This window comes from Streptomyces altiplanensis (genome assembly GCF_053591575.1).
Genome location: NZ_JBSFUB010000010.1, coordinates 96,246 through 117,657, shown reverse-complemented (window position 1 = coordinate 117,657; position 21,412 = coordinate 96,246). Strand labels below are relative to the sequence as shown.

Below are 21,412 nucleotides of genomic sequence, written 5' to 3'. Positions count from 1 at the left end.
GCGCGCACGGAGGGAAGGTCGGTCTTCACTCCGTGCGCACTGCAACAACCAGAGTCGGACGCGGAGCGTCAGACGCGGCGGCGCTTGGGGGGGCGGCAGCCGTTGTGCGGGGTGGGGGTGACGTCCTGGATCGAGCCGACCTCGAGGCCGGTGGCCTGGAGGGAGCGGATCGCGGTCTCACGGCCGGAGCCGGGACCCTTGACGAAGACGTCGACCTTGCGCATGCCGTGCTCCTGCGCGCGACGGGCAGCCGACTCGGCGGCCATCTGCGCGGCGAAGGGGGTGGACTTGCGCGAGCCCTTGAAGCCGACGTGGCCGGCGGAGGCCCAGGAGATCACGTTGCCCGTGGGGTCGGTGATCGAGACGATCGTGTTGTTGAACGTGCTCTTGATGTGGGCGTGCCCGTGAGCGACGTTCTTCTTTTCCTTGCGGCGCACCTTCTTGGCGGCGCCCTGACGACCCTTGGGGGGCATCTATATCTCCTACGGGAGGTGGTCGGTCCTACAGCGAAGACCGCTGATGAGCGTCCGGCTGAGGACTACTTCTTGCCCGGCTTCTTCTTGCCGGCGATCGCGCGACGCGGACCCTTGCGGGTACGGGCGTTCGTGCTGGTGCGCTGGCCGTGAACCGGCAGGCCGCGGCGGTGACGCAGACCCTGGTAGGAGCCGATCTCGACCTTGCGGCGGATGTCGGCCTGCACCTCGCGACGGAGGTCACCCTCGGTCTTGAAGTTCACGTCAACGTACTCGCGGATCTTGACCAGGTCCTCTTCGGCCAGGTCGCGAACGCGCGTGTCGGGGTTCACGCCGGTAGCGGCGAGCGTCTGCTGGGCACGGGTGCGACCGATGCCGAAGACGTAGGTGAGGGCGACCTCGATACGCTTTTCGCGCGGGAGGTCAACGCCTTCAAGGCGTGCCATTCATGGCTCCTGTTTGCTTGGAGGTCTTCCGCAGAACCGTTCCGTGGCCGCCGACCCCTCCCTCGAAGGGAGCGGTACGGACCAGGTCCCCGGCCTCCGCCGGAGGTGTCAGCACCCGTGGGCACTGGGTTCTGCGTATGTACGTATTTACGTGCGTCGCGCGAAGTTCTGCGAGATGCAGGGGGTCGTGCGTCAGCCCTGGCGCTGCTTGTGGCGCAGGTTGTCGCAGATGACCATGACCCGGCCGTGACGGCGGATCACCTTGCACTTGTCGCAGATCTTCTTGACGCTCGGCTTGACCTTCATGGGATGTGAGGTTCTCCGGGTCAGTGCCACCACCCCGTGGAACACGGGGTGCGGGCAAGATCTACTTGTACCGGTAGACGATCCGGCCACGCGTCAGGTCGTACGGAGAGAGCTCCACGACGACCCGGTCATCCGGGAGGATGCGGATGTAGTGCATACGCATCTTGCCGCTGATGTGCGCGAGGACCTTGTGACCGTTCTGCAGTTCCACCTTGAACATTGCGTTCGGGAGGGACTCGATCACGGTGCCCTCGATTTCGATGGCACCTTGCTTCTTGGCCACGCTTCGCCCTTCGAATCGGCTACCTTGATCGACTCTCGCATCCGCATGCAGGCATACGGGTACACGCGAGCCGACGAGTCAGTCTACGTCAGGCTCCCGGAAAAGACGAATCCGGGGAGTTTGCCCAACACTGGAGATCGTTAAGCGGTTCAGGCCAGGGGATCGGGCGCCGCCGTCACGCCGTACTCCGCGAGCTTGGCCCTGCCGCCGTCCGGAGAGGTGAGGACCAGCGGCCCCTCCTCCGTCAGTGCCACCGAGTGCTCCCAGTGGGAGGACCAGGTCCCGTCGGTGGTGACGACGGTCCAGTTGTCCTCCAGGACGTCCGTCTGCGCCGTACCGAGGCTCACCATCGGCTCGATCGCCAGGCAGAAGCCGGGAACCAGCTTCGGGCCCTTGCCGCGCTTGCGCGTGACGTAGTTCAGCAGGTGCGGGTCCATGTGCATCTCGGAGCCGATGCCGTGGCCGCCGTAGTCCTCGATGATCCCGTACTTGCCCGTCGCCGGACGCGGCTGGCGGCGGATGTACGACTCGATCGCCTTGGAGATGTCGACGAGCCGGTTGCCCAGCTTCATCGCGGCGAGCCCGGCCCACATCGACTCCTCGGTCACCCGGGAGAGCTCGATCAGTTCGGGCGCGTGCCCCGTGCCCACGAAAGCGGTGTACGCCGCGTCGCCGTGCCAGCCGTCGACGATCGCGCCGGCGTCGATCGAGATGATGTCGCCGTCCTTGAGGACCGTCTTCTCGTCCGGGATGCCGTGGACGACGACCTCGTTGACCGACGTGCAGATGGTGGCGGGGAACCCGCCGTACCCGAGGAAGTTCGACTTCGCACCGTGCTCGGCGAGCACCTTGCGCGACACCTCGTCCAGGTCCTTGGTGGTGGCGCCCGGCACGGCCGCCTCACGCGTGGCCGCGTGGACGGCGGCGACGACCAGCCCCGCCTCGCGCATCTTCGCGATCTGCCCGGGGGTTTTGATCTCCACCATGAGTGTGCCTTCCGCATTCGCTGTCACTACGTACTACCCGCCCAACAGTACGGCCGCGGCGCCTCTCGGACACCGCGGCCGCAACCGTTGTACTGCTTGCTCGATCAGCCCTCGGCAGAGGACTTCTTCAGGGCTTCCATCGCACGCTTGGTCACTTCGTCGACCTTGCCCAGCGCGGAGATGGTGACCACCAGGCCCTGAGCCTTGTAGTGGTCGATGATCGGCTCGGTCTCGCTGTGGTAGACCTCCAGCCGGCGCCGCACCGTTTCCTCGGTGTCGTCGCCGCGCTGGTAGAGCTCACCGCCGCAGGCGTCGCAGACGCCGGCCTGCCGGGGCGGGCTGTACGTCACGTGGAAGACGTGGCTGGAGTCGTTGCGGCAGATGCGGCGGCCCGCGATCCGCTTCACGACCTCGTCCTCGGGGACTTCGAGGTCCAGTACGGCGTCCAGCTTCTGGCCCTCGGCCTTCAGCGTCTCGTCGAGCGCCGCCGCCTGGGAGACGTTCCGCGGGAAGCCGTCCAGCAGGAAGCCGCCCTCGGCGTCGGGCTGGTCCATGCGGTCCTTGGCCATCCCGATGGTGACCTCGTCCGGAACCAGGTCGCCGGCGTCCATGAAGGCCTTCGCCTGCTTGCCGAGGGCCGTGCCCTGGCTGATGTTGGCGCGGAAGAGGTCGCCCGTGGAGATGTGCGGGATCGACAGGTTCTTGGCAAGGAACGCGGCCTGCGTTCCCTTGCCGGCACCGGGCGGCCCGACGAGGACGATTCGCATCAGCGGAGGAACCCTTCGTAATTGCGCTGCTGGAGCTGGCTCTCGATCTGCTTCACGGTCTCCAGGCCCACACCCACGATGATGAGGATGCTCGTTCCACCGAAGGGGAAGTCCTGGTTCGCGCCGAAGCCCGCCAACGCCATCGTCGGCACAAGAGCGATCAGACCCAGATACAGCGAGCCCGGCCAAGTGATCCGGTTGAGCACGTAGCTCAGGTACTCGGCGGTAGGCCGACCTGCCCGGATACCCGGGATGAAGCCACCATACTTCTTCATGTTGTCGGCGACTTCCTCGGGGTTGAACGAGATCGCCACATAGAAGAAGGCGAAGAACACGATCAGGAGGAAGTACGTGGCGACGTAGATGGGCTTGCCGTCGACGAAGTTCGCCTGGATCCAGGTGCCCCAGCCGGAGTTTCCACCGCCACCGCTGAACTGGACGATCAGCATGGGGATGTAGAGCAGCGACGACGCGAAGATGACCGGGATCACACCGGCCTGGTTGACCTTCAGCGGGATGTACGTGGACGTACCGCCGTAGGACTTCCGGCCGATCATGCGCTTCGCGTACTGCACGGGGATCCTGCGCTGTGCCTGCTCGACGAAGACCACGAGGCCGACCATCGCGAAGCCGACCAGGATCACGATGCCGAACTCGATCCAGCCGTTGGCCAGCTCGCCCGACTCCTTGATGGCCCACAGGGCGCCCGGGAAGCCGGCGGCGATCGAGATGAACATCAGGATCGACATGCCGTTGCCGATGCCGCGGTCGGTGACGAGCTCACCGAGCCACATGACGGCCGCGGTGCCCGCGGTCATCGTGACGACCATCACGATGGTGACGAAGATGGACTTGTCCGGGACGATCTGGCCCGCGACGGGACAGCCCTGGAAGATCGCGCCGTTACGGGCGGTGGCCACCAGGCCGGTGCCCTGGAGCACGGCGAGGGCGACCGTCAGGTAACGCGTGTACTGCGTGATCTTGGCGGTACCGGACTGCCCCTCCTTCTTGAGGGCCTCCAGTCGCGGAATCACCACGGTCAGAAGCTGGAGGATGATGCTCGCCGTGATGTACGGCATGATGCCGAGCGCGAAGATCGTGATCTGCAGCAGAGCGCCGCCGCTGAACAGATTGACGAGCCCGAAGAGCCCGCCCGTCTGAGCCTGGTCGACACAGATCTGCACGTTCTTGTAGTTGACGCCGGGAACCGGAACGTGGGCCCCGAGCCTGTACAACACGATGATGCCCAGTGTGAAGAGCAGCTTCTTGCGCAGGTCGGGCGTCTTGAACGCCCGGGCGAACGCGGTGAGCACGGTGCCTCCTGCGACCCCCGCGCTACTGCGTCAGAGGTGACGGTATTGAGGATCGACGAATCCGACGGAACAACGAGTGCAACGAATACAAAGCAGTCAAAAGCCGTGCGGACACACCGCACGGAAGTTAACGGTGCACGCCACCATACCGGCGACCATGCCCCCCTAGGAACGACCAACCGGGGATGCCCCTTATGTGAGGCATCCCCGGTCGATGTTCAAGCCATCGGGCTCGTCTCTCAGACGAGCTCGGTGACGGTGCCGCCAGCGGCAGCGATCTTCTCCTTGGCGGAGGCGGAAACGGCGTCAACCGTCACCGTCAGCGCCACGGAGATCTCGCCGGCGCCGAGCACCTTGACGAGCTGGTTCTTACGCACCGCACCCTTGGCGACCAGGTCGGCCACCGTGACCTCTCCACCCTGCGGGTAGAGGTCGGCGAGCTTGTCCAGGTTCACGACCTGGTACTCGGTGCGGAACGGGTTCTTGAAGCCCTTGAGCTTCGGGAGACGCATGTGGAGGGGCATCTGCCCGCCCTCGAAGCGCTCCGGAACCTGGTAACGGGCCTTGGTGCCCTTGGTACCACGACCTGCGGTCTTACCCTTGGACGCCTCACCACGACCCACACGGGTCTTGGCGGTCTTGGCGCCCGGGGCGGGCCGGAGGTTGTGGACCTTCAGCGGGTTGTTCTCCGCCATGTCAGTCGACCTCCTCAACCGTCACGAGGTGGCGGACGGTGTGAACCATTCCGCGGAACTCGGGGCGGTCCTCCTTGACAACCACGTCGTTCAGGCGCTTGAGCCCGAGCGAACGCAGGGTGTCGCGGTGGTTCTGCTTGCTGCCGATGTACGACTTCGTCTGCGTGATCTGGAGACGGGCCATTACGCACCCGCTCCCGCACGCGCACGCAGCAGGGCCGCGGGGGCCACGTCCTCGAGGGGCAGACCACGGCGAGCCGCGATCTCCTCGGGACGCTGCAGACCCTTGAGGGCCGTCACAGTCGCGTGGACGATGTTGATGGGGTTCGACGAGCCGAGCGACTTCGACAGGATGTCGTGAACGCCGGCGCACTCGAGCACGGCACGCACCGGGCCACCGGCGATAACGCCGGTACCGGGGGAAGCCGGCTTGAGCAGGACGACGCCCGCAGCCTTCTCGCCCTGAATCGGGTGAGGGATGGTGCCCTGGATGCGCGGAACCTTGAAGAAGGACTTCTTGGCCTCTTCAACGCCCTTGGCAATGGCCGCGGGAACTTCCTTGGCCTTGCCGTATCCGACGCCTACAGTGCCGTCACCGTCGCCCACCACGACCAGCGCGGTGAAGCTGAAGCGGCGACCACCCTTGACAACCTTGGCGACACGGTTGATCGCGACAACGCGCTCAACATAAGCGGTCTTCTCGGCGGCAGCGCCACCGTCGCGACCCTTCCGGTCCCGCCGCTCGCCGCCACCGGCACCGCTTCCGCGGCGCTGGGGTCCAGCCATTGGATTTACCTCTCTCTGTTACGTCCGTTAGTCCCGGAACCGGGGCTTAGAACTTCAGCCCGGCTTCGCGGGCGGCGTCAGCCAGAGCGGCAATGCGCCCGGCGTACCTGTTGCCACCACGGTCGAACACGACGGCCTCGACGCCGGCAGCCTTGGCGCGCTCGGCGACGAGCGCACCCACCTGCTGGGCCTGGGCGCTCTTGTCGCCCTCGCCACCACGGATCGAGGTGTCCAGGGTCGACGCCGACGCGAGCGTGTGGCCCGCGATGTCGTCGATGACCTGCGCAACGATGTTGCGGTTGGAACGCGTCACGACCAGGCGCGGACGCTCCGGCGTACCGGAGACGTGCTTGCGGACCCGGATGTGGCGGCGCTTGATGGCAGCGCGCTTGTACGCGTCACCCTTGGCGATCTTCACACCGTATGCCATGGCTTACTTACCCGCCTTTCCAACCTTGCGGCGGATAACCTCGCCGGCGTACTTGACGCCCTTGGCCTTGTACGGGTCGGGCTTCCGCAGCTTGCGGATGTTCGCGGCGACCTCGCCGACCTTCTGCTTGTCGATGCCCTCGACGCTGAGCTTCGTGGGCGACTCGACCTTGAAGGTGATGCCCTCGGGGGCCTCGACGACGATCGGGTGGCTGTAGCCCAGGGCGAACTCCAGGTTGGAGCCCTTCGCCTGGACGCGGTAACCGACACCGCTGATCTCGAGCGCCTTGCTGTAACCCGTGGTCACGCCGGTGATCATGTTCGCCACCAGCGTGCGGGACAGGCCGTGGAGGGCCTTGTTCTGACGCTCGTCGTTGGGGCGCAGCACCGAGAGGGTGCCGTCCTCGCCCTTGGTGACCTCGATCGGCGCAGCGACGGTGTGCGAGAGGGAACCCTTGGGGCCCTTCACCGCGACCGTGCGGCCATCGATGGTGACGTCCACACCGGCGGGAACCTGGATGGGGAGCTTGCCGATTCGCGACATTAGCTTTTCCTCCGTTCCCGACTACCAGACGTAGGCGAGGACTTCCCCACCTACGCCCTTCTTGCCTGCCTGCTGGCCGGTCAGGAGACCGTGGGACGTGGAGATGATCGCCACGCCCAGGCCGCCGAGGACCTTCGGCAGGTTGGTGGACTTCGCGTAAACGCGCAGACCCGGCTTCGAGATCCGCTTGATGCCCGCGATGGAGCGCTCACGGTTCGGGCCGAACTTCAGCTCGAGGACGAGGGACTTGCCGACTTCGGCGTCCTCGACCTTCCAGCCGGTGATGAAGCCCTCCTGCTGGAGGATCTCCGCGATGTGCGACTTGATCTTGCTGTGCGGCATAGCCACGGTGTCGTGGTACGCCGAGTTCGCGTTACGCAGACGAGTCAGCATGTCCGCGATCGGATCAGTCATGGTCATGAATTGGCCTTCGGCCTCTCTCGCCGGGGTTTCCTGTATGCGCCATCCCTCTCCCCACTCAGTGGCGGGACGGGTGCGGTGCGGGGACCTACGGCGTAGTAAGTCGGTCAGGGCGGCAGGCGCCCAACCCTTCAAGCCTACGGCATGCGGGGGTGGGCTCCTGCCGACCAGATACTTACCGAGAGCTTCGGGTAATCCGTACGCCCAAAGGGCAGTACAGGACTACCAGGAGCTCTTGGTCACGCCCGGCAGCTCGCCACGGTGAGCCATCTCACGAAGGCACACGCGGCACAGGCCGAACTTGCGGTAGACGGAGTGCGGCCGGCCGCAGCGCTGGCAGCGGGTGTACGCGCGCACACCGAACTTCGGCTTGCGGGCGGCCTTAGCGATCAGAGCCTTCTTCGCCACGGTCAGTTCTCCTTGAACGGGAAGCCGAGGTGACGAAGGAGGGCACGACCCTCGTCGTCGTTGGTCGCCGTGGTGACCACGGTGATGTCCATGCCCCGGACCCGGTCGATCTTGTCCTGGTCGATCTCGTGGAACATGACCTGCTCCGTGAGACCGAACGTGTAGTTGCCACGGCCGTCGAACTGCTTCGGCGACAGACCACGGAAGTCACGGATACGCGGCAGCGCGAGCGACAGCGTACGGTCCAGGAACTCCCACATGCGGTCACCGCGGAGGGTGACGTGGCAGCCGATCGGCTGACCCTCGCGCAGCTTGAACTGCGCGATGGACTTCCGGGCCTTGGTGACGGCCGGCTTCTGACCCGTGATCGTGGTGAGGTCGCGGATGGCGCCGTCGATCAGCTTGGAGTCGCGGGCGGCGTCGCCCACACCCATGTTGACCACGATCTTGACGAGACCGGGGATCTGCATGACGTTCTCGTACGAGAACTCTTCACGCAGCTTGCCCGCGATCTCCTCGCGGTAGCGCAGCTTGAGGCGCGGTGCGGTGGTGGTAGTCATCAGATGTCCTCACCAGTCCGCTTGGCAACGCGGATCTTGTTGCCCTCGTCGTCAAAGCGGTAGCCGACGCGGGTAACGACCTTCTTGCCGTCCTTCTCAACAACCAGCTGCACGTTGCTGACGTGGACCGGAGCCTCGGTCGTCACAATGCCACCGGTCTGCGAACCGCGAGCGGTCTGGCCGGCCTTGGTGTGCTTCTTGACCCGGTTGACACCCTCGACGAGGACGCGGTTCTCGCGGGGGAAGGCCACGATGACCTTGCCCTGCTTGCCCTTGTCCTTACCGGTGATGACCTGAACCAGGTCGCCCTTCTTGATCTTCATGCTTACAGCACCTCCGGCGCGAGCGAGATGATCTTCATGAACTTCTTCTCGCGCAGCTCACGGCCCACCGGGCCGAAGATACGGGTGCCACGAGGGTCGCCGTCGTTCTTGAGAATGACAGCGGCGTTCTCGTCGAAGCGGATGTACGAGCCGTCCTGGCGGCGGCGCTCCTTGACGGTGCGAACGATGACAGCCTTGACGACGTCACCCTTCTTCACGTTGCCGCCGGGGATCGCGTCCTTGACGGTGGCGACGATGACGTCACCGATGCCCGCGTAGCGGCGACCCGAGCCACCGAGAACACGGATGGTGAGAATTTCCTTCGCACCCGTGTTGTCGGCGACACGCAGTCGCGACTCCTGCTGGATCACGTCTATCTCCTGATCGTCTGCCGGTTCCCGGCAGGGGCTTCATCGCTGAAGCCCCTGCCGAGCCTGGCGGAACTGACCTGAAGGCTTGAGCCTTCAGGAATTACTTGGCCTTCTCGAGGATCTCGACGATGCGCCAGCGCTTGCTCGCCGACAGCGGACGCGTCTCCATGATGAGGACGCGGTCGCCGACGCCTGCGGCGTTGGACTCGTCGTGAGCCTTGAGCTTGTTCGTACGGCGGATGACCTTGCCGTACAGGGCGTGCTTGACGCGATCCTCGACAGCGACGACGACAGTCTTGTCCATCTTGTCGCTGACGACGAGACCCTCACGGGTCTTGCGGAATCCGCGCTGCTCAGTCGTCTCAGTCACATTCTTCTCGCTCATCAGGCGCTCTCCACCGTCTCGATGCCCAGCTCGCGCTCGCGCATCAGGGTGTAGATCCGGGCGATGTCCTTACGGACGGACTTGAGCCGGCCGTGGTTCTCGAGCTGTCCGGTCGCCGCCTGGAAGCGGAGGTTGAACAGTTCTTCCTTGGCCTCACGGAGCTTCGCGACGAGGTCCTCGTCGTTGAGCTCGCGCAGCTCGGTCGCCTTGGTACCGGCCGCCATCACGACTCACCTGCCTCGCGCCGAACAATCCGGCACTTCATCGGAAGCTTGTGAGCAGCGCGGGTGAGCGCCTCACGAGCAATCTTCTCGTTCGGGTAGGACAGCTCGAACATGACCCGGCCCGGGTGCACGTTCGCGATCCACCACTCGGGAGAACCCTTACCGGAACCCATGCGGGTCTCGGCGGGCTTCTTCGTCAGCGGACGGTCCGGGTAGATGTTGATCCAGACCTTGCCGCCACGCTTGATGTGGCGGGTCATCGCGATACGAGCAGCCTCGATCTGGCGGTTCGTCACGTAGGCCGGGGTCAGCGCCTGGATGCCGTACTCGCCGAATGCGACCTCAGTGCCACCCTTCGCCATACCGCGGCGCTTGGGGTGGTGCTGCTTGCGGTGCTTGACCCTACGAGGGATCAGCATTTCGGTCAGGCCTCCGTTCCGGTGCTCTCAGCCGGAGCAGCGGCGGCGGGAGCGTCGGCCTTGGGGGCCTCTGCTGCCGGTGCGCCCTGCTGCGGCTTGCGGCCGCGGCCGCCACGCTCGCCACCACGACCACCACGGCCACCGGCCGGACGGTCGGCCGCGCCGCCACCACGGGCCGGGCGGTTACCCGCACGGGCCGCGGCGTTCTCGGCACGGACCTCGGCGATGTTCTTGACGTCGCCCTTGTAGATCCAGACCTTCACGCCGATACGGCCGAAGGTGGTCTTGGCCTCGAAGAAGCCGTAGTCCACGTTCGCGCGCAGCGTGTGCAGCGGCACACGACCCTCGCGGTAGAACTCGGACCGGGACATCTCGGCGCCGCCGAGACGGCCACCACACTGGATCTTGATGCCCTTGGCGCCGGCCTTCATCGTGCCCTGCATGCTCTTACGCATGGCGCGACGGAAGGAGACGCGGGAGGAGAGCTGCTCGGCAACGGCCTGGGCAACCAGCTGAGCGTCCATCTCGGGGTTCTTGACCTCGAGGATGTTCAGCTGGACCTGCTTGCCCGTGAGCTTCTCGAGGTCACCGCGGATGCGGTCGGCCTCGGCGCCACGGCGGCCGATGACGATGCCCGGACGAGCGGTGTGGATGTCCACACGCACGCGGTCACGGGTGCGCTCGATCTCCACCTTCGAGATGCCGGCGCGCTCCATGCCGGACGTCATCATCCTGCGGATGGCGACGTCTTCCTTGACGTAGTCCTTGTACAGCTTGTCGGCGTACCAACGGGACTTGAAGTCCGTGGTGATGCCGAGCCGGAACCCGTGCGGGTTTACCTTCTGGCCCATTACCGGGAACCTTCCTTGCTGCTGACGACCACGGTGATGTGGCTGGTCCGCTTGCGGATCCGGTAGGCACGGCCCTGAGCGCGCGGACGGAACCGCTTCAGGGTCGGGCCCTCGTCGACGTACGCCTCGCTGATGACCAGCGAGGAGGCGTCCGTGTGGTCGTAGTTGTGCGCGGCGTTGGCAATGGCGCTGTCAAGCACCTTGCCTACCGGCACGCTGGCGGCCTGCGGGGCGAAACGCAGGACCGCCTGGGCCTCCGTGGCATCCATGCCACGGATAAGGTCCACCACGCGGCGGGCCTTCATGGGCGTGACGCGGATGTACCGCGCCTGGGCCCTGGCTTCCATGGTTGTCCCTTCGGTGTCGTTCATAGTCATCGCACCCCGCCTTAGCGGCGCTTCGACTTGCGGTCGTCCTTGACGTGGCCGCGGAAGGTGCGGGTCGGCGCAAACTCGCCGAGCTTGTGGCCGACCATCGACTCGGTGACGAACACCGGGACGTGAATCTTGCCGTTGTGCACCGCGATGGTGTGACCCAGCATGGCCGGGGTGATCATCGAGCGCCGGGACCAGGTCTTGATGACGTTCTTGGTGCCTGCCTCGTTCTGTACGTCCACCTTCTTGATGAGGTGTCCGTCGACGAAGGGCCCCTTCTTGAGACTACGCGGCATCTAAACCCGCTCCTAGCGCTTCTTGTTCGACTTGCGGCGGCGGACGATGTACTTGCTCGATGCCTTCTTCGGCGAGCGAGTACGACCTTCCTTCTGACCCCACGGGCTGACCGGGTGGCGACCACCGGAGGTCTTGCCCTCACCGCCACCGTGCGGGTGGTCGACGGGGTTCATCGCGACACCACGAACGGTCGGGCGGACGCCCTTCCAGCGCATGCGGCCGGCCTTGCCCCAGTTGATGTTCGACTGCTCGGCGTTGCCGACCTCGCCGATCGTGGCGCGGCAGCGGGCGTCGACCAGGCGGATCTCACCGGAAGGCATACGAAGGTGGGCCATCGTGCCCTCCTTCGCCAGCAGCTGCACGGAGGCACCCGCGGAACGGGCGAACTTCGCACCGCCGCCGGGCCGCAGCTCGATGGCGTGGATGGTCGTACCGACCGGGATGTTGCGCAGCGCCAGGTTGTTGCCGGGCTTGATGTCGGCGCCAGGGCCGTTCTCAATCCGGTCACCCTGCGTGAGGCCACGCGGCGCGATGATGTAGCGCTTCTCGCCGTCTGCGTAGTGCAGGAGCGCGATGCGCGCGGTGCGGTTCGGGTCGTACTCGATGTGCGCGACCTTCGCCGGCACGCCGTCCTTGTCGTGACGACGGAAGTCGATCACGCGGTAGGCGCGCTTGTGTCCGCCACCCTGGTGGCGAACGGTGATCCGACCGGCGTTGTTACGGCCGCCCTTGCTGTGCAGGGGGCGGACCAGCGACTTCTCCGGCGTGGACCGCGTGATCTCGACAAAGTCGGCTACGGAGGAGCCACGGCGGCCCGGCGTAGTCGGCTTGTACTTGCGGATTCCCATTTCTCAGTCCTCGTCCGATTCCGGACGACTCGACCTCCGTCAGGAGGTCGGGCCGCCGAAGATGTCGATACGGTCGCCCTCGGCGAGGGTCACGATGGCGCGCTTGGTGTCAGCGCGCTTGCCGAAGCCGGTCTTGGTCCGCTTGCGCTTGCCCTGCCGGTTGATCGTGTTGACCCCGGTGACCTTGACCCCGAAGACCGCCTGGACGGCCTGCTTGATCTGGGTCTTGTTGGAGCCGGGCGCGACGATGAACGTGTACTTGTTCTCGTCGAGCAGCGCGTAGCTCTTCTCGGAAACAACCGGCTTGACGAGGACGTCGCGCGGGTCCGTGAAGGTCTTGCTGGTTACGTTCGTCTCAGCCATCAGACGTCGCTCCCTTCGGTCTCATCGGCCTTGGTGGGGCCAGACACGAAAGACTCGAAGGCGGCCTGGGTGAAGACCACGTCGTCGGAGACGAGCACGTCGTACGTGTTCAGCTGGCCCGGCTCCAGGAGGTGCACCTGGGGCAGGTTGCGGGCGGACAGCCACGCGGCCTCGTCCGAACGCTCGGCGACCAGGAGCACGTGCTTGCGCTCGCTGACCTTGCCCAGCAGGGACTTCGCGGCCTTCGTGGAAACCGCACCCTCGACCACGCCGGAGACGACGTGGATGCGAGCGTTGCGGGCCCGGTCGGTGAGGGCGCCACGCAGAGCGGCGGCCTTCATCTTCTTGGGCGTGCGCTGCGAGTAGTCACGCGGCTGCGGGCCGTGGACGACGCCACCGCCGGCGAACTGCGGGGCGCGGGTCGAACCCTGACGGGCGCGGCCGGTGCCCTTCTGGCGGTACGGCTTCCTGCCGCCACCACGGACTTCGCCACGGCTCTTGGTCTTGTGCGTGCCCTGACGGGCAGCGGCCAGCTGAGCGACGACGACCTGGTGGATCAGCGGAATGCTGACCTTGGCGTCGAAGATCTCCGCGGGGAGCTCGACCGTCCCGGTCTTGTCGCCTGCCGGCGAAAGGATGTCAATGGTGCTCATCGGTTCCTCAAACCCCCTTGGCCGCGGTGCGGACCAGGACGAGGCCACCGTTGGGGCCGGGGACGGCGCCCTTGATGAGCAGCAGACCCTTCTCGGCGTCAACGGCGTGGACGGTCAGGTTCTGGGTGGTGACCCGCTCGTTGCCCATACGACCCGCCATGCGCATGCCCTTGAAGACACGGCCGGGAGTAGCACAGCCACCGATGGAACCGGGCTTGCGGTGCACGCGGTGGGCACCGTGCGAAGCCTTGCCACCGGCGAAGTTGTGACGCTTCATGACACCGGCGAAGCCCTTGCCCTTGCTCTTGCCCGTGACGTCAACCTTGACGCCGGACTCGAACACCTCGGCAGTGATCTCCTGGCCGAGCGTGTACTCGCTGGCGTCGGAGGTACGGAGCTCCACCAGGTGGCGGCGCGGGGTCACGTCGGCCTTGGCGAAGTGGCCCTTGAGGGGCTTGTTCACCTTGCGAGGGTCGATCTCGCCGAAGGCGATCTGGACCGACTCGTAGCCGTCGGAGTCATTCGTGCGGACCTGGGTCACGACATTAGGCCCGGCCTTGACGACGGTCACCGGGACGACCCGGTTGTTCTCGTCCCAGACCTGGGTCATGCCGAGCTTCTCGCCCAGGATGCCCTTAATCTGCTTAGCCATCTTTCCCGCGCCTCTCAGAGCTTGATCTCGATGTCAACGCCGGCCGGAAGGTCCAGGCGCATCAGCGAGTCAACGGTCTTGGGCGTCGGGTCGAGGATGTCGATGAGGCGCTTGTGGGTGCGCATCTCGAAGTGCTCGCGAGAATCCTTGTACTTGTGCGGCGACTTGATGACGCAGTACACGTTCTTCTCTGTGGGCAGCGGCACCGGGCCCGCGACCGACGCACCAGTGCGAGTCACCGTCTCGACGATCTTCTTCGCCGAAGAGTCGATGACCTCGTGGTCGTAGGCCTTGAGCCGGATGCGGATCTTCTGTCCCGCCATGGCTACCTAGTAGTCCTGTTCTCTCGTCACGCTCTGGGACCCGGGGGCTGTCTCTGCCAGCACCGCTCTTCTCCGACCCACGCGGTCGGGCGTGTCGCATCCTCGCCAGTAAGAAATCCCGAAGGTTTTCCCTGCAGTAGGGGATGCGGTCCGCGACCGCAAGCCGGGGGAAGAACACCCACCGGGTGCCTGGTATCAGCCCCGCCAACGCTTCCCGAAAGATTCCCGTACGTCCGCCCCAGCGCTGCCCGGAGGGCAGTTGGGACGACGAGTACTGTGGGACTCGCTTCCGGTCCTCCCGACGGGAGGCGCGCAGCATCGGCACTCAACCGAGCAACCCCGACAGTCTGCCATACGGGGCACAGCCCGCGCCAATCGGGCGCAAGAGATTACCCCGTGCGTGACGAACGTCAAACCCGGCTTCCCCGGGCGCGCCGCGACCGCACGGGCGCCTTCGCCCGCGCCTCGCAGCCGCCCGGGCTCCCCCTCCGGCGGAGTCCGCCGGCTTCGGTGTGCCTCAACTGCCCTTTTTCCAGAAGGCGTTCGAGGTGTCGGCGCAGGTCGTTCCGGCTTCGCCGCGGTGTCCGGGCATCGCACGCGTCTGCGCACACGCGGCCGCGCGGAGGCAACCCCGCGTACCGAAACTCCGTCCACCTTCACAGAACGCAGCGCGAAGGACCGCCCGCTGCGGGGGAAGCGGACGGAGCAGCACGCGTGACCAGCACGACCGAACGGGGGCTCTCCCCTGCCCGCTCTCAGGACGTCACCGCATCCGGCCCCGGCAGGCGCGCCGTCGTCGCCTCCGCCGCCGCCCTCACCGGCGGCATCGCCCTCACCGCCTGCTCCGTCCCCGCCCCGCGCCGGACGGGCCCCGTCGCCGACCCGGTCCCCGGCAAGCAGATAGCAGGCCCCCGTCACGCGCTGCTGATGCAGATCCTGGCGCACCCCGACGACGACCTGTACTTCATGAACCCGGACACCCGGCAGACGCTGGACTCCGGCACCCCGCTGGTCTGCGTGTACGTCACCGCGGGAGAGGCCAACGGCGTCAACCGGATACCCGGCGCCGCCCCCGGGCCGGCCGACAGGGGGGCGTACTCCTCCGCCCGCCACCAGGGGCTGCGCCAGGCATACGCCGTCCTCCTGGGCCTCCCCCGGTTCACCCGGTGGCAGAAGTCCGTGACCACCCTGCGCGGGGGCCGCAGAGCCGAGCTGAACACCCTCGCGAACGGTGACCGCCGGGTCGAGCTGATCTTCCTCAACCTGGCCATGCACACCTCGTGGAAACGGCTGGGACTGCCCAGCCTGTGGGAGGCGCGCGGCCTGTCGCTGCGCACCGTCGTGGCCGACGGCTCGCCCCTGCAGAAGGCCGGCTCGTACGACTACGAGGGACTCGTCGACGTACTCGCGGGGCTGATGGACCGGTACCGCCCCACGGTCGTGCAGACCCTCGACCCCGACCCCGACATCCAGCACAGCGACGAGGCCACCCGGCGCCACGACAGCGAACAGCCCGGCTACTCCGACCACGCGGACCACACCGCGGTCGCCTCCTTCACCTGGGCCGCGATGATCCGGTGGGTCGCCGAGGCGACGGAGGGCGGCGGTGCCGTGCCGGGATTCGTCACCACCGCCTACCGCGGCTACTACAACCGCCACTGGCCGAAGAACCTCCCCGGACCCGTGGTCAGGGAGAAGGCCGCGCACCTCGTGCCGTACGGCGGCGGGCCCGACTGGGCGTGCGGGAACGCGGCGGGCTGCGGCGACTACAACGTCGGCGGCGACCGTCCGCTCACCAACCGCAAGGGCTGGGTCCGCTCCACCCACTACCGCTACCCCGGCGCCCGGCCCGTCGTCACCACCGGCCCCGACGGGCGCCTCACGGCGTACGGCGTGCTGGGCCTGCGGGTCGCGCGCTGGCGCGAGACGGCGCGCGGCAGCGGCGCGTGGGGCGCGCCGGACGACCTGGGCGGCGGACCACTGGCTCCGGCGCTCGGCGCGGCCGCGCTCGAAGACGGCCGGCAGCTCCTCTTCGGCCTGCGCTTCTCCGCGCTCACGGGCCACGGCGCGGCCAACACGCGCGAGATCGTGGTACTCGAGCAGCGCGCGCCCGGCGGCGGGTTCGGCGCCTGGACCGGCCTCGGCAACCCGGAGAAGCGTCATGACCGGGGCCGCCGCATCGGCTCGCCCGTCGCGGTGGCCGCGCCCGACGGCCGGGTCCATCTCTTCGTACGGAACGCGGACAAGGGCATCAGCACGCGCGTCCGCGGCACGGCCGGCGGCTGGGACGCCTGGCGCGACCTCGGCGGCGGCGAGATCCAGGACGGCCTCGCGGCGGTGGTGGACCACGCCGGCCGCGTCCACGTCTTCGCAGCGGGGCGCGAGACCGTGCACCACTGGACGCAGGACGCGCCGGGCCGGCCGGTGGGCGCGCGCCCCGGCACCGGGCTGCCCACGCCGGGAAGCTCCCCCACCGCCCTCGCGGCGCCGGACGGCGGCATAGACGTGGTGTACCGGCGCCCCGCGACGGCCCGTCTGACGACGGCACGGGTGGGCGGCAGCAGCCGGGGGCGGCTGCGGTTCAACGGGTACGGGACGGTGGGCGCGGCGTCCGCTCCGACGGGGCCCGTCCTGCTGGGCCGCGGCCCCGAGGGGCAGGTCCAGTTGCTCGCGGGCGGCCGCCTGGTACGCCGTAAGGACGGCGCCCCGGCCTCCCTGGAGGGCCCGGCACTGCACGTCGGCCCGCAGGGCCCGGTCGTGGTCGGCCTGGGCCCGGATGCCACGCCCTGGCTCTGGCGGCCCTAGGAGGACCCCCCGCGGGCAAGGGGGGGCCGGCAAAAGCAAAAGCAGAAAAGGGCCCCGACGCCGCCGCGAACGGCGGGCCGGGGCCCTTCTTGGTGCTCTGGTGGAGCTACCAGGTCAAGCCACGAAATTACTTCGTGATCTTGGTGACCTGGCCGGCGCCCACGGTCCGGCCACCCTCACGGATGGCGAACTTGAGGCCCTCCTCCATGGCGACCGGCTGGATCAGCGCGACCGACATGACGGTGTTGTCGCCCGGCATGACCATCTCGGTGCCCTCGGGGAGGGTGACGACGCCGGTCACGTCCGTGGTACGGAAGTAGAACTGCGGGCGGTAGTTGTTGAAGAAGGGGGTGTGACGGCCACCCTCGTCCTTCGACAGGATGTAGGCCTGGGCCTCGAACTCGGTGTGCGGCGTGACCGAACCGGGCTTGATGATGACCTGGCCGCGCTCGACGTCCTCGCGCTTGATGCCGCGGAGGAGCAGACCGACGTTCTCGCCCGCCTGGCCCTCGTCGAGCAGCTTGCGGAACATCTCGATGCCCGTGACCGTGGTGGTGGTCTTCTCTTCCTTGATACCCACGATGTCAACGGTCTCGTTGACCTTGAGGATACCGCGCTCGATACGACCGGTGACGACCGTGCCACGACCGGTGATCGTGAAGACGTCCTCGATCGGCATCAGGAACGGCTTGTCGACGTCGCGCTCGGGCTGCGGGATCGACTCGTCGACGGCGGCCATCAGGTTCAGGACCGACTGGCCCCACTCCTTGTCGCCCTCGAGCGCCTTGAGCGCCGAGACACGCACGACCGGAAGGTCGTCGCCCGGGAACTCGTACTCGGAGAGGAGCTCACGGACCTCGAGCTCGACGAGCTCCATGATCTCTTCGTCGTCCACCATGTCGGCCTTGTTCAGGGCGACAACGATGTACGGCACGCCTACCTGGCGGGCCAGGAGCACGTGCTCCTTGGTCTGCGGCATCGGGCCGTCGGTGGCGGCGACCACGAGGATGGCGCCGTCCATCTGCGCCGCACCCGTGATCATGTTCTTGATGTAGTCGGCGTGACCGGGGCAGTCGACGTGCGCGTAGTGACGCGACTCCGTCTGGTACTCGACGTGCGCGATCGAGATCGTGATACCGCGCTGGCGCTCCTCAGGAGCCTTGTCGATCTGGTCGAAGGCCGAGGCCTCGTTCAGGTCCGGGTACGCGTCGTGCAGCACCTTGGTAATGGCGGCCGTGAGGGTCGTCTTACCGTGGTCAATGTGACCGATGGTGCCGATGTTGACGTGCGGCTTAGTCCGCTCGAACTTCGCCTTCGCCACTGGGTCCTCCTGGAGTGGTTCTGTACGCCTTGCTTCATCGGCGCCAGGTGATCTTTGCTGGGATGCCAACCGCCGGGGTCTCCCACACGGGGTCGCGGGGAAACCCCCGGCGGTCGGGTCAAGCCTAAAGCGTCAACTCGGGGGAGCTACTCGCCCTTGGCCTTCGCGATGATCTCCTCGGCGACGTTCCGCGGAACCTCGGCGTAGGAGTCGAACTGCATCGAGTAGCTTGCGCGACCCGAGGTCTTGCTGCGGAGGTCTCCGACGTAGCCGAACATCTCCGAGAGAGGCACGAGGCCCTTCACGACGCGAGCGCCGCTGCGCTCCTCCATGGCCTGGATCTGGCCACGGCGGGAGTTGAGGTCGCCGATGACATCGCCCATGTAGTCCTCGGGCGTGGTGACCTCGACGGCCATCATCGGCTCGAGGAGAACGGGAGAGGCCTTGCGGGCACCCTCCTTGAACGCCTGCGAACCGGCGATCTTGAAGGCGAGCTCGGAGGAGTCGACCTCGTGGTAACCACCGTCGATCAGGGTGACGCGGACGCCCACCATCTCGTAGCCGGCCAGGATGCCGAACTGCATGGCTTCCTGCGCACCCGCGTCCACCGACGGGATGTACTCCCGGGGGATGCGGCCACCGGTGACCTTGTTGACGAACTCGTACGAGGCGTCGCCACCCTCGATGGGCTCGAGGGCGATCTGCACCTTCGCGAACTGGCCGGTACCACCAGTCTGCTTCTTGTGCGTGTAGTCGATGCGCTCGACGGCCTTGCGGATCGTCTCGCGGTAAGCGACCTGGGGCTTGCCGACGTTCGCCTCGACGCGGAACTCGCGCTTCATGCGGTCGACAAGAACCTCGAGGTGAAGCTCGCCCATACCGCCGATGACGGTCTGGCCGGTCTCCTCGTTGGTGTGAACCTGGAAGGAGGGGTCCTCCTCCGAGAGACGCTGGATGGCTACACCCAGCTTCTCCTGGTCACCCTTGGACTTGGGCTCGATCGCGACCTCGATGACCGGCGCCGGGAAGTCCATGGACTCCAGGATCACCGGGTTCTTCTCGTCGCAGAGCGTCTCACCGGTGGTGGTCTGCTTCAGGCCCATGACGGCGATGATGTCGCCGGCGCCCACCGACGCGATCTCCTCACGCTTGTTCGCGTGCATGCGGTAGATCTTGCCGATGCGCTCCTTCTTGCCCTTGACCGAGTTCAGCACGGAGCTGCCGGCCTCGAGGCGGCCCGAGTACACCCGGACGAAGGTGAGCTTGCCGAGGTGCGGGTCGCTCATGATCTTGAATGCAAGACCGGAGAACGGCTCGTCGTCGGAAGGCTTGCGCTGGACGACCTTCTCCGGATCCTTGACGTCGTGGCCCTCGATGGCCTCGACGTCCAGGGGGGAAGGCAGGTAGCGCACGACCGCGTCGAGCAGGGGCTGGACGCCCTTGTTCTTGAACGCGGTGCCACAGAACACCGGGGTGACGGTGACGGAGTCGGCGCTGCCCTTGGAGGCGAGCGTGATGCGACGGATGGCGGCGTACAGCTGCTCCACCGAAGGCTCCTGGCCCTCGAGGTACAGCTCCATCATCTGGTCGTCGTGCTCGGCGACAGCCTCGAGCAGCTTGCCGCGCCACTCGTCGGCAGCCTCGGTGTGGGTGTCCGGGATGTCGACGATGTCGTACATCTCGCCCTTGGCGGCCTCGGCGGACCAGACAAAGGCCTTCATCGTCACGAGGTCGACGACGCCCTTGAAGTCTGCCTCAGCACCGATCGGGAGCTGCATGACCAGCGGCACCGCACCGAGGCGGTCGACGATCATGTCGACGCAACGGTGGAACTCGGCGCCGGTGCGGTCGAGCTTGTTGACGAAGCAGATACGCGGCACGCCGTAGCGGTCCGCCTGACGCCAGACGGTCTCGGACTGCGGCTCGACGCCCGCCACACCGTCGAACACGGTGACAGCGCCGTCGAGGACGCGGAGCGAACGCTCCACCTCGACGGTGAAGTCGACGTGACCCGGGGTGTCGATGATGTTGATCGTGTGATCGACATCATTGAGCGGCCAGTGGCAGGTCGTCGCGGCAGACGTGATCGTGATGCCGCGCTCCTGCTCCTGCTCCATCCAGTCCATGGTGGCTGCGCCATCGTGGACTTCACCGATCTTGTAAGACACACCGGTGTAGAAGAGGATCCGCTCGGTGGTGGTCGTCTTGCCCGCGTCGATGTGGGCCATGATCCCGATGTTGCGGACCTTGGCCAGGTCAAGCGAAGTGGTGGCCATAAGGCTCAATCTTCTCTCGGTCTCGATGTGGGTAGCGACTACCAGCGGTAGTGCGCGAAGGCCTTGTTGGACTCGGCCATCTTGTGGGTGTCCTCGCGCTTCTTGACGGCAGCGCCAAGACCGTTGGAGGCGTCGAGCAGCTCGTTCATGAGGCGCTCGGTCATGGTCTTCTCGCGGCGGGCGCGGGAGTAACCCACGACCCAGCGCAGCGCGAGCGTGGCCGCACGACCGGGCTTGACCTCGATCGGCACCTGGTACGTGGCGCCACCGACACGGCGGGACTTGACCTCGAGAGACGGCTTGACGTTCTCGAGAGCGCGCTTCAGCGTGATGACCGGGTCAGCGCCGGTCTTCTCGCGGAGGCCTTCCATGGCGCCGTAGACGATCCGCTCGGCGGTGGAGCGCTTGCCGTCGAGCAGGATCTTGTTGATCAGCGACGTGACAAGAGGAGAGCTGTAGACCGGGTCGATGATGACCGGGCGCTTCGGGGCGGGGCCCTTACGAGGCATTC

At 66.7% G+C, this 21,412-nt stretch carries 32 protein-coding genes; 1 reads left to right on the top strand and 31 read right to left on the bottom strand.

Annotation, left to right across the window (positions count from 1 at the left end):
• Positions 1-68 precede the first annotated feature (68 nt).
• The 28 genes from rpsK to rpsJ all read right to left on the bottom strand — a co-directional run bounded on the left by rpsK (position 69) and on the right by rpsJ (position 14,499).
• The gene (rpsK, locus tag ACWD0Y_RS07585; protein WP_003948617.1) at positions 69-473 is read right to left on the bottom strand and encodes a 30S ribosomal protein S11; all 405 of its coding nucleotides are present in this window, start codon (positions 471-473) and stop codon (positions 69-71) included.
• Between the two features lie 65 nt (positions 474-538).
• The gene (gene rpsM, locus ACWD0Y_RS07580; protein WP_093799536.1) at positions 539-919 is read right to left on the bottom strand and encodes a 30S ribosomal protein S13; all 381 of its coding nucleotides are present in this window, start codon (positions 917-919) and stop codon (positions 539-541) included.
• A 192-nt stretch (positions 920-1,111) separates the two neighbouring features.
• Positions 1,112-1,225 (bottom strand): 50S ribosomal protein L36, encoded by a 114-nt coding sequence (rpmJ, locus tag ACWD0Y_RS07575; protein WP_003956441.1) that lies wholly within the window; start codon positions 1,223-1,225, stop codon positions 1,112-1,114.
• 61 nt (positions 1,226-1,286) lie between these two features.
• Positions 1,287-1,508 (bottom strand): translation initiation factor IF-1, encoded by a 222-nt coding sequence (gene infA / locus ACWD0Y_RS07570; protein WP_003956442.1) that lies wholly within the window; start codon positions 1,506-1,508, stop codon positions 1,287-1,289.
• 149 nt (positions 1,509-1,657) lie between these two features.
• A complete protein-coding gene (map, locus tag ACWD0Y_RS07565; protein WP_450259469.1) occupies positions 1,658-2,494 on the bottom strand; it encodes a type I methionyl aminopeptidase in 837 nt (278 codons plus the stop codon).
• A gap of 104 nt (positions 2,495-2,598) precedes the next feature.
• Positions 2,599-3,261, bottom strand: coding sequence for an adenylate kinase (locus tag ACWD0Y_RS07560; protein WP_450259468.1), 663 nt, complete (start codon positions 3,259-3,261; stop codon positions 2,599-2,601).
• Positions 3,261-4,574, bottom strand: coding sequence for a preprotein translocase subunit SecY (secY, locus tag ACWD0Y_RS07555; RefSeq protein ID WP_093799539.1), 1,314 nt, complete (start codon positions 4,572-4,574; stop codon positions 3,261-3,263). Before secY ends, ACWD0Y_RS07560 begins: the two co-directional genes overlap by 1 nt.
• A gap of 239 nt (positions 4,575-4,813) precedes the next feature.
• A complete protein-coding gene (gene rplO / locus ACWD0Y_RS07550; protein ID WP_450259467.1) occupies positions 4,814-5,269 on the bottom strand; it encodes a 50S ribosomal protein L15 in 456 nt (151 codons plus the stop codon).
• A gap of 1 nt (position 5,270) precedes the next feature.
• Positions 5,271-5,453, bottom strand: coding sequence for a 50S ribosomal protein L30 (gene rpmD, locus ACWD0Y_RS07545; protein WP_028812361.1), 183 nt, complete (start codon positions 5,451-5,453; stop codon positions 5,271-5,273).
• The gene (rpsE, locus tag ACWD0Y_RS07540; RefSeq protein WP_028812362.1) at positions 5,453-6,055 is read right to left on the bottom strand and encodes a 30S ribosomal protein S5; all 603 of its coding nucleotides are present in this window, start codon (positions 6,053-6,055) and stop codon (positions 5,453-5,455) included. The genes rpmD and rpsE overlap by 1 nt, the downstream gene beginning before the upstream one ends.
• Positions 6,056-6,101: 46 nt before the next feature.
• On the bottom strand, positions 6,102-6,485 hold the full coding sequence (gene rplR / locus ACWD0Y_RS07535; RefSeq protein WP_093799540.1) for a 50S ribosomal protein L18: 384 nt from the start codon (positions 6,483-6,485) through the stop codon (positions 6,102-6,104).
• Between the two features lie 3 nt (positions 6,486-6,488).
• On the bottom strand, positions 6,489-7,028 hold the full coding sequence (gene rplF / locus ACWD0Y_RS07530; RefSeq protein WP_093799541.1) for a 50S ribosomal protein L6: 540 nt from the start codon (positions 7,026-7,028) through the stop codon (positions 6,489-6,491).
• Between the two features lie 21 nt (positions 7,029-7,049).
• Entirely contained in the window at positions 7,050-7,448 is a 399-nt protein-coding gene (rpsH, locus tag ACWD0Y_RS07525) for a 30S ribosomal protein S8 (protein ID WP_028812365.1), read from the bottom strand.
• Positions 7,449-7,670: 222 nt separating this feature from the next.
• The gene (locus ACWD0Y_RS07520) at positions 7,671-7,856 is read right to left on the bottom strand and encodes a type Z 30S ribosomal protein S14 (RefSeq protein ID WP_003956452.1); all 186 of its coding nucleotides are present in this window, start codon (positions 7,854-7,856) and stop codon (positions 7,671-7,673) included.
• Between the two features lie 2 nt (positions 7,857-7,858).
• Positions 7,859-8,416 carry a 50S ribosomal protein L5 gene (gene rplE, locus ACWD0Y_RS07515; protein WP_028812366.1) on the bottom strand — a complete coding sequence of 186 codons (558 nt, stop codon included), beginning with the start codon at positions 8,414-8,416 and terminating at the stop codon, positions 7,859-7,861.
• Entirely contained in the window at positions 8,416-8,739 is a 324-nt protein-coding gene (gene rplX, locus ACWD0Y_RS07510; RefSeq protein WP_028812367.1) for a 50S ribosomal protein L24, read from the bottom strand. The genes rplE and rplX overlap by 1 nt, the downstream gene beginning before the upstream one ends.
• Positions 8,740-8,741: 2 nt before the next feature.
• A complete protein-coding gene (rplN, locus tag ACWD0Y_RS07505) occupies positions 8,742-9,110 on the bottom strand; it encodes a 50S ribosomal protein L14 (protein WP_003966950.1) in 369 nt (122 codons plus the stop codon).
• A 100-nt stretch (positions 9,111-9,210) separates the two neighbouring features.
• On the bottom strand, positions 9,211-9,495 hold the full coding sequence (gene rpsQ / locus ACWD0Y_RS07500) for a 30S ribosomal protein S17 (protein ID WP_028812368.1): 285 nt from the start codon (positions 9,493-9,495) through the stop codon (positions 9,211-9,213).
• The gene (gene rpmC, locus ACWD0Y_RS07495; RefSeq protein ID WP_028812369.1) at positions 9,495-9,719 is read right to left on the bottom strand and encodes a 50S ribosomal protein L29; all 225 of its coding nucleotides are present in this window, start codon (positions 9,717-9,719) and stop codon (positions 9,495-9,497) included. Before rpmC ends, rpsQ begins: the two co-directional genes overlap by 1 nt.
• Entirely contained in the window at positions 9,719-10,138 is a 420-nt protein-coding gene (gene rplP, locus ACWD0Y_RS07490; protein ID WP_028812370.1) for a 50S ribosomal protein L16, read from the bottom strand. The genes rpmC and rplP overlap by 1 nt, the downstream gene beginning before the upstream one ends.
• A gap of 5 nt (positions 10,139-10,143) precedes the next feature.
• Complete coding sequence (gene rpsC, locus ACWD0Y_RS07485) at positions 10,144-10,989, bottom strand: 30S ribosomal protein S3 (RefSeq protein WP_028812371.1); 846 nt, start codon at positions 10,987-10,989, stop codon at positions 10,144-10,146.
• Positions 10,989-11,336: a 50S ribosomal protein L22 gene (rplV, locus tag ACWD0Y_RS07480; RefSeq protein ID WP_028812372.1), complete on the bottom strand. Its 348-nt coding sequence runs from the start codon at positions 11,334-11,336 to the stop codon at positions 10,989-10,991. Before rplV ends, rpsC begins: the two co-directional genes overlap by 1 nt.
• Positions 11,337-11,377: 41 nt before the next feature.
• Entirely contained in the window at positions 11,378-11,659 is a 282-nt protein-coding gene (gene rpsS, locus ACWD0Y_RS07475) for a 30S ribosomal protein S19 (RefSeq protein WP_093799542.1), read from the bottom strand.
• A 12-nt stretch (positions 11,660-11,671) separates the two neighbouring features.
• Positions 11,672-12,508: a 50S ribosomal protein L2 gene (gene rplB / locus ACWD0Y_RS07470; protein WP_069927446.1), complete on the bottom strand. Its 837-nt coding sequence runs from the start codon at positions 12,506-12,508 to the stop codon at positions 11,672-11,674.
• Positions 12,509-12,547: 39 nt separating this feature from the next.
• Entirely contained in the window at positions 12,548-12,871 is a 324-nt protein-coding gene (rplW, locus tag ACWD0Y_RS07465) for a 50S ribosomal protein L23 (RefSeq protein ID WP_093799543.1), read from the bottom strand.
• Positions 12,871-13,524 carry a 50S ribosomal protein L4 gene (gene rplD, locus ACWD0Y_RS07460; protein WP_093799544.1) on the bottom strand — a complete coding sequence of 218 codons (654 nt, stop codon included), beginning with the start codon at positions 13,522-13,524 and terminating at the stop codon, positions 12,871-12,873. Before rplD ends, rplW begins: the two co-directional genes overlap by 1 nt.
• Before the next feature lie 7 nt (positions 13,525-13,531).
• Positions 13,532-14,176, bottom strand: a complete 645-nt coding sequence (rplC, locus tag ACWD0Y_RS07455) for a 50S ribosomal protein L3 (protein WP_028812377.1) — start codon at positions 14,174-14,176, stop codon at positions 13,532-13,534.
• Between the two features lie 14 nt (positions 14,177-14,190).
• Complete coding sequence (gene rpsJ / locus ACWD0Y_RS07450) at positions 14,191-14,499, bottom strand: 30S ribosomal protein S10 (RefSeq protein ID WP_003948644.1); 309 nt, start codon at positions 14,497-14,499, stop codon at positions 14,191-14,193.
• Between the two features lie 714 nt (positions 14,500-15,213).
• Here rpsJ and ACWD0Y_RS07445 point away from each other — a divergent pair.
• Entirely contained in the window at positions 15,214-17,304 is a 2,091-nt protein-coding gene (locus ACWD0Y_RS07445; protein ID WP_450259466.1) for a PIG-L family deacetylase, read from the top strand.
• Between the two features lie 127 nt (positions 17,305-17,431).
• Here the strand turns inward: ACWD0Y_RS07445 and tuf are convergent, their stop codons facing one another.
• The 3 genes from tuf to rpsG all read right to left on the bottom strand — a co-directional run bounded on the left by tuf (position 17,432) and on the right by rpsG (position 21,410).
• Positions 17,432-18,625 carry an elongation factor Tu gene (gene tuf / locus ACWD0Y_RS07440; protein WP_093799545.1) on the bottom strand — a complete coding sequence of 398 codons (1,194 nt, stop codon included), beginning with the start codon at positions 18,623-18,625 and terminating at the stop codon, positions 17,432-17,434.
• A 146-nt stretch (positions 18,626-18,771) separates the two neighbouring features.
• Positions 18,772-20,901 (bottom strand): elongation factor G, encoded by a 2,130-nt coding sequence (fusA, locus tag ACWD0Y_RS07435; protein WP_450259465.1) that lies wholly within the window; start codon positions 20,899-20,901, stop codon positions 18,772-18,774.
• Positions 20,902-20,939: 38 nt separating this feature from the next.
• Positions 20,940-21,410: a 30S ribosomal protein S7 gene (gene rpsG / locus ACWD0Y_RS07430; protein WP_018101248.1), complete on the bottom strand. Its 471-nt coding sequence runs from the start codon at positions 21,408-21,410 to the stop codon at positions 20,940-20,942.
• Between the last annotated feature and the right edge of the window lie 2 nt (positions 21,411-21,412).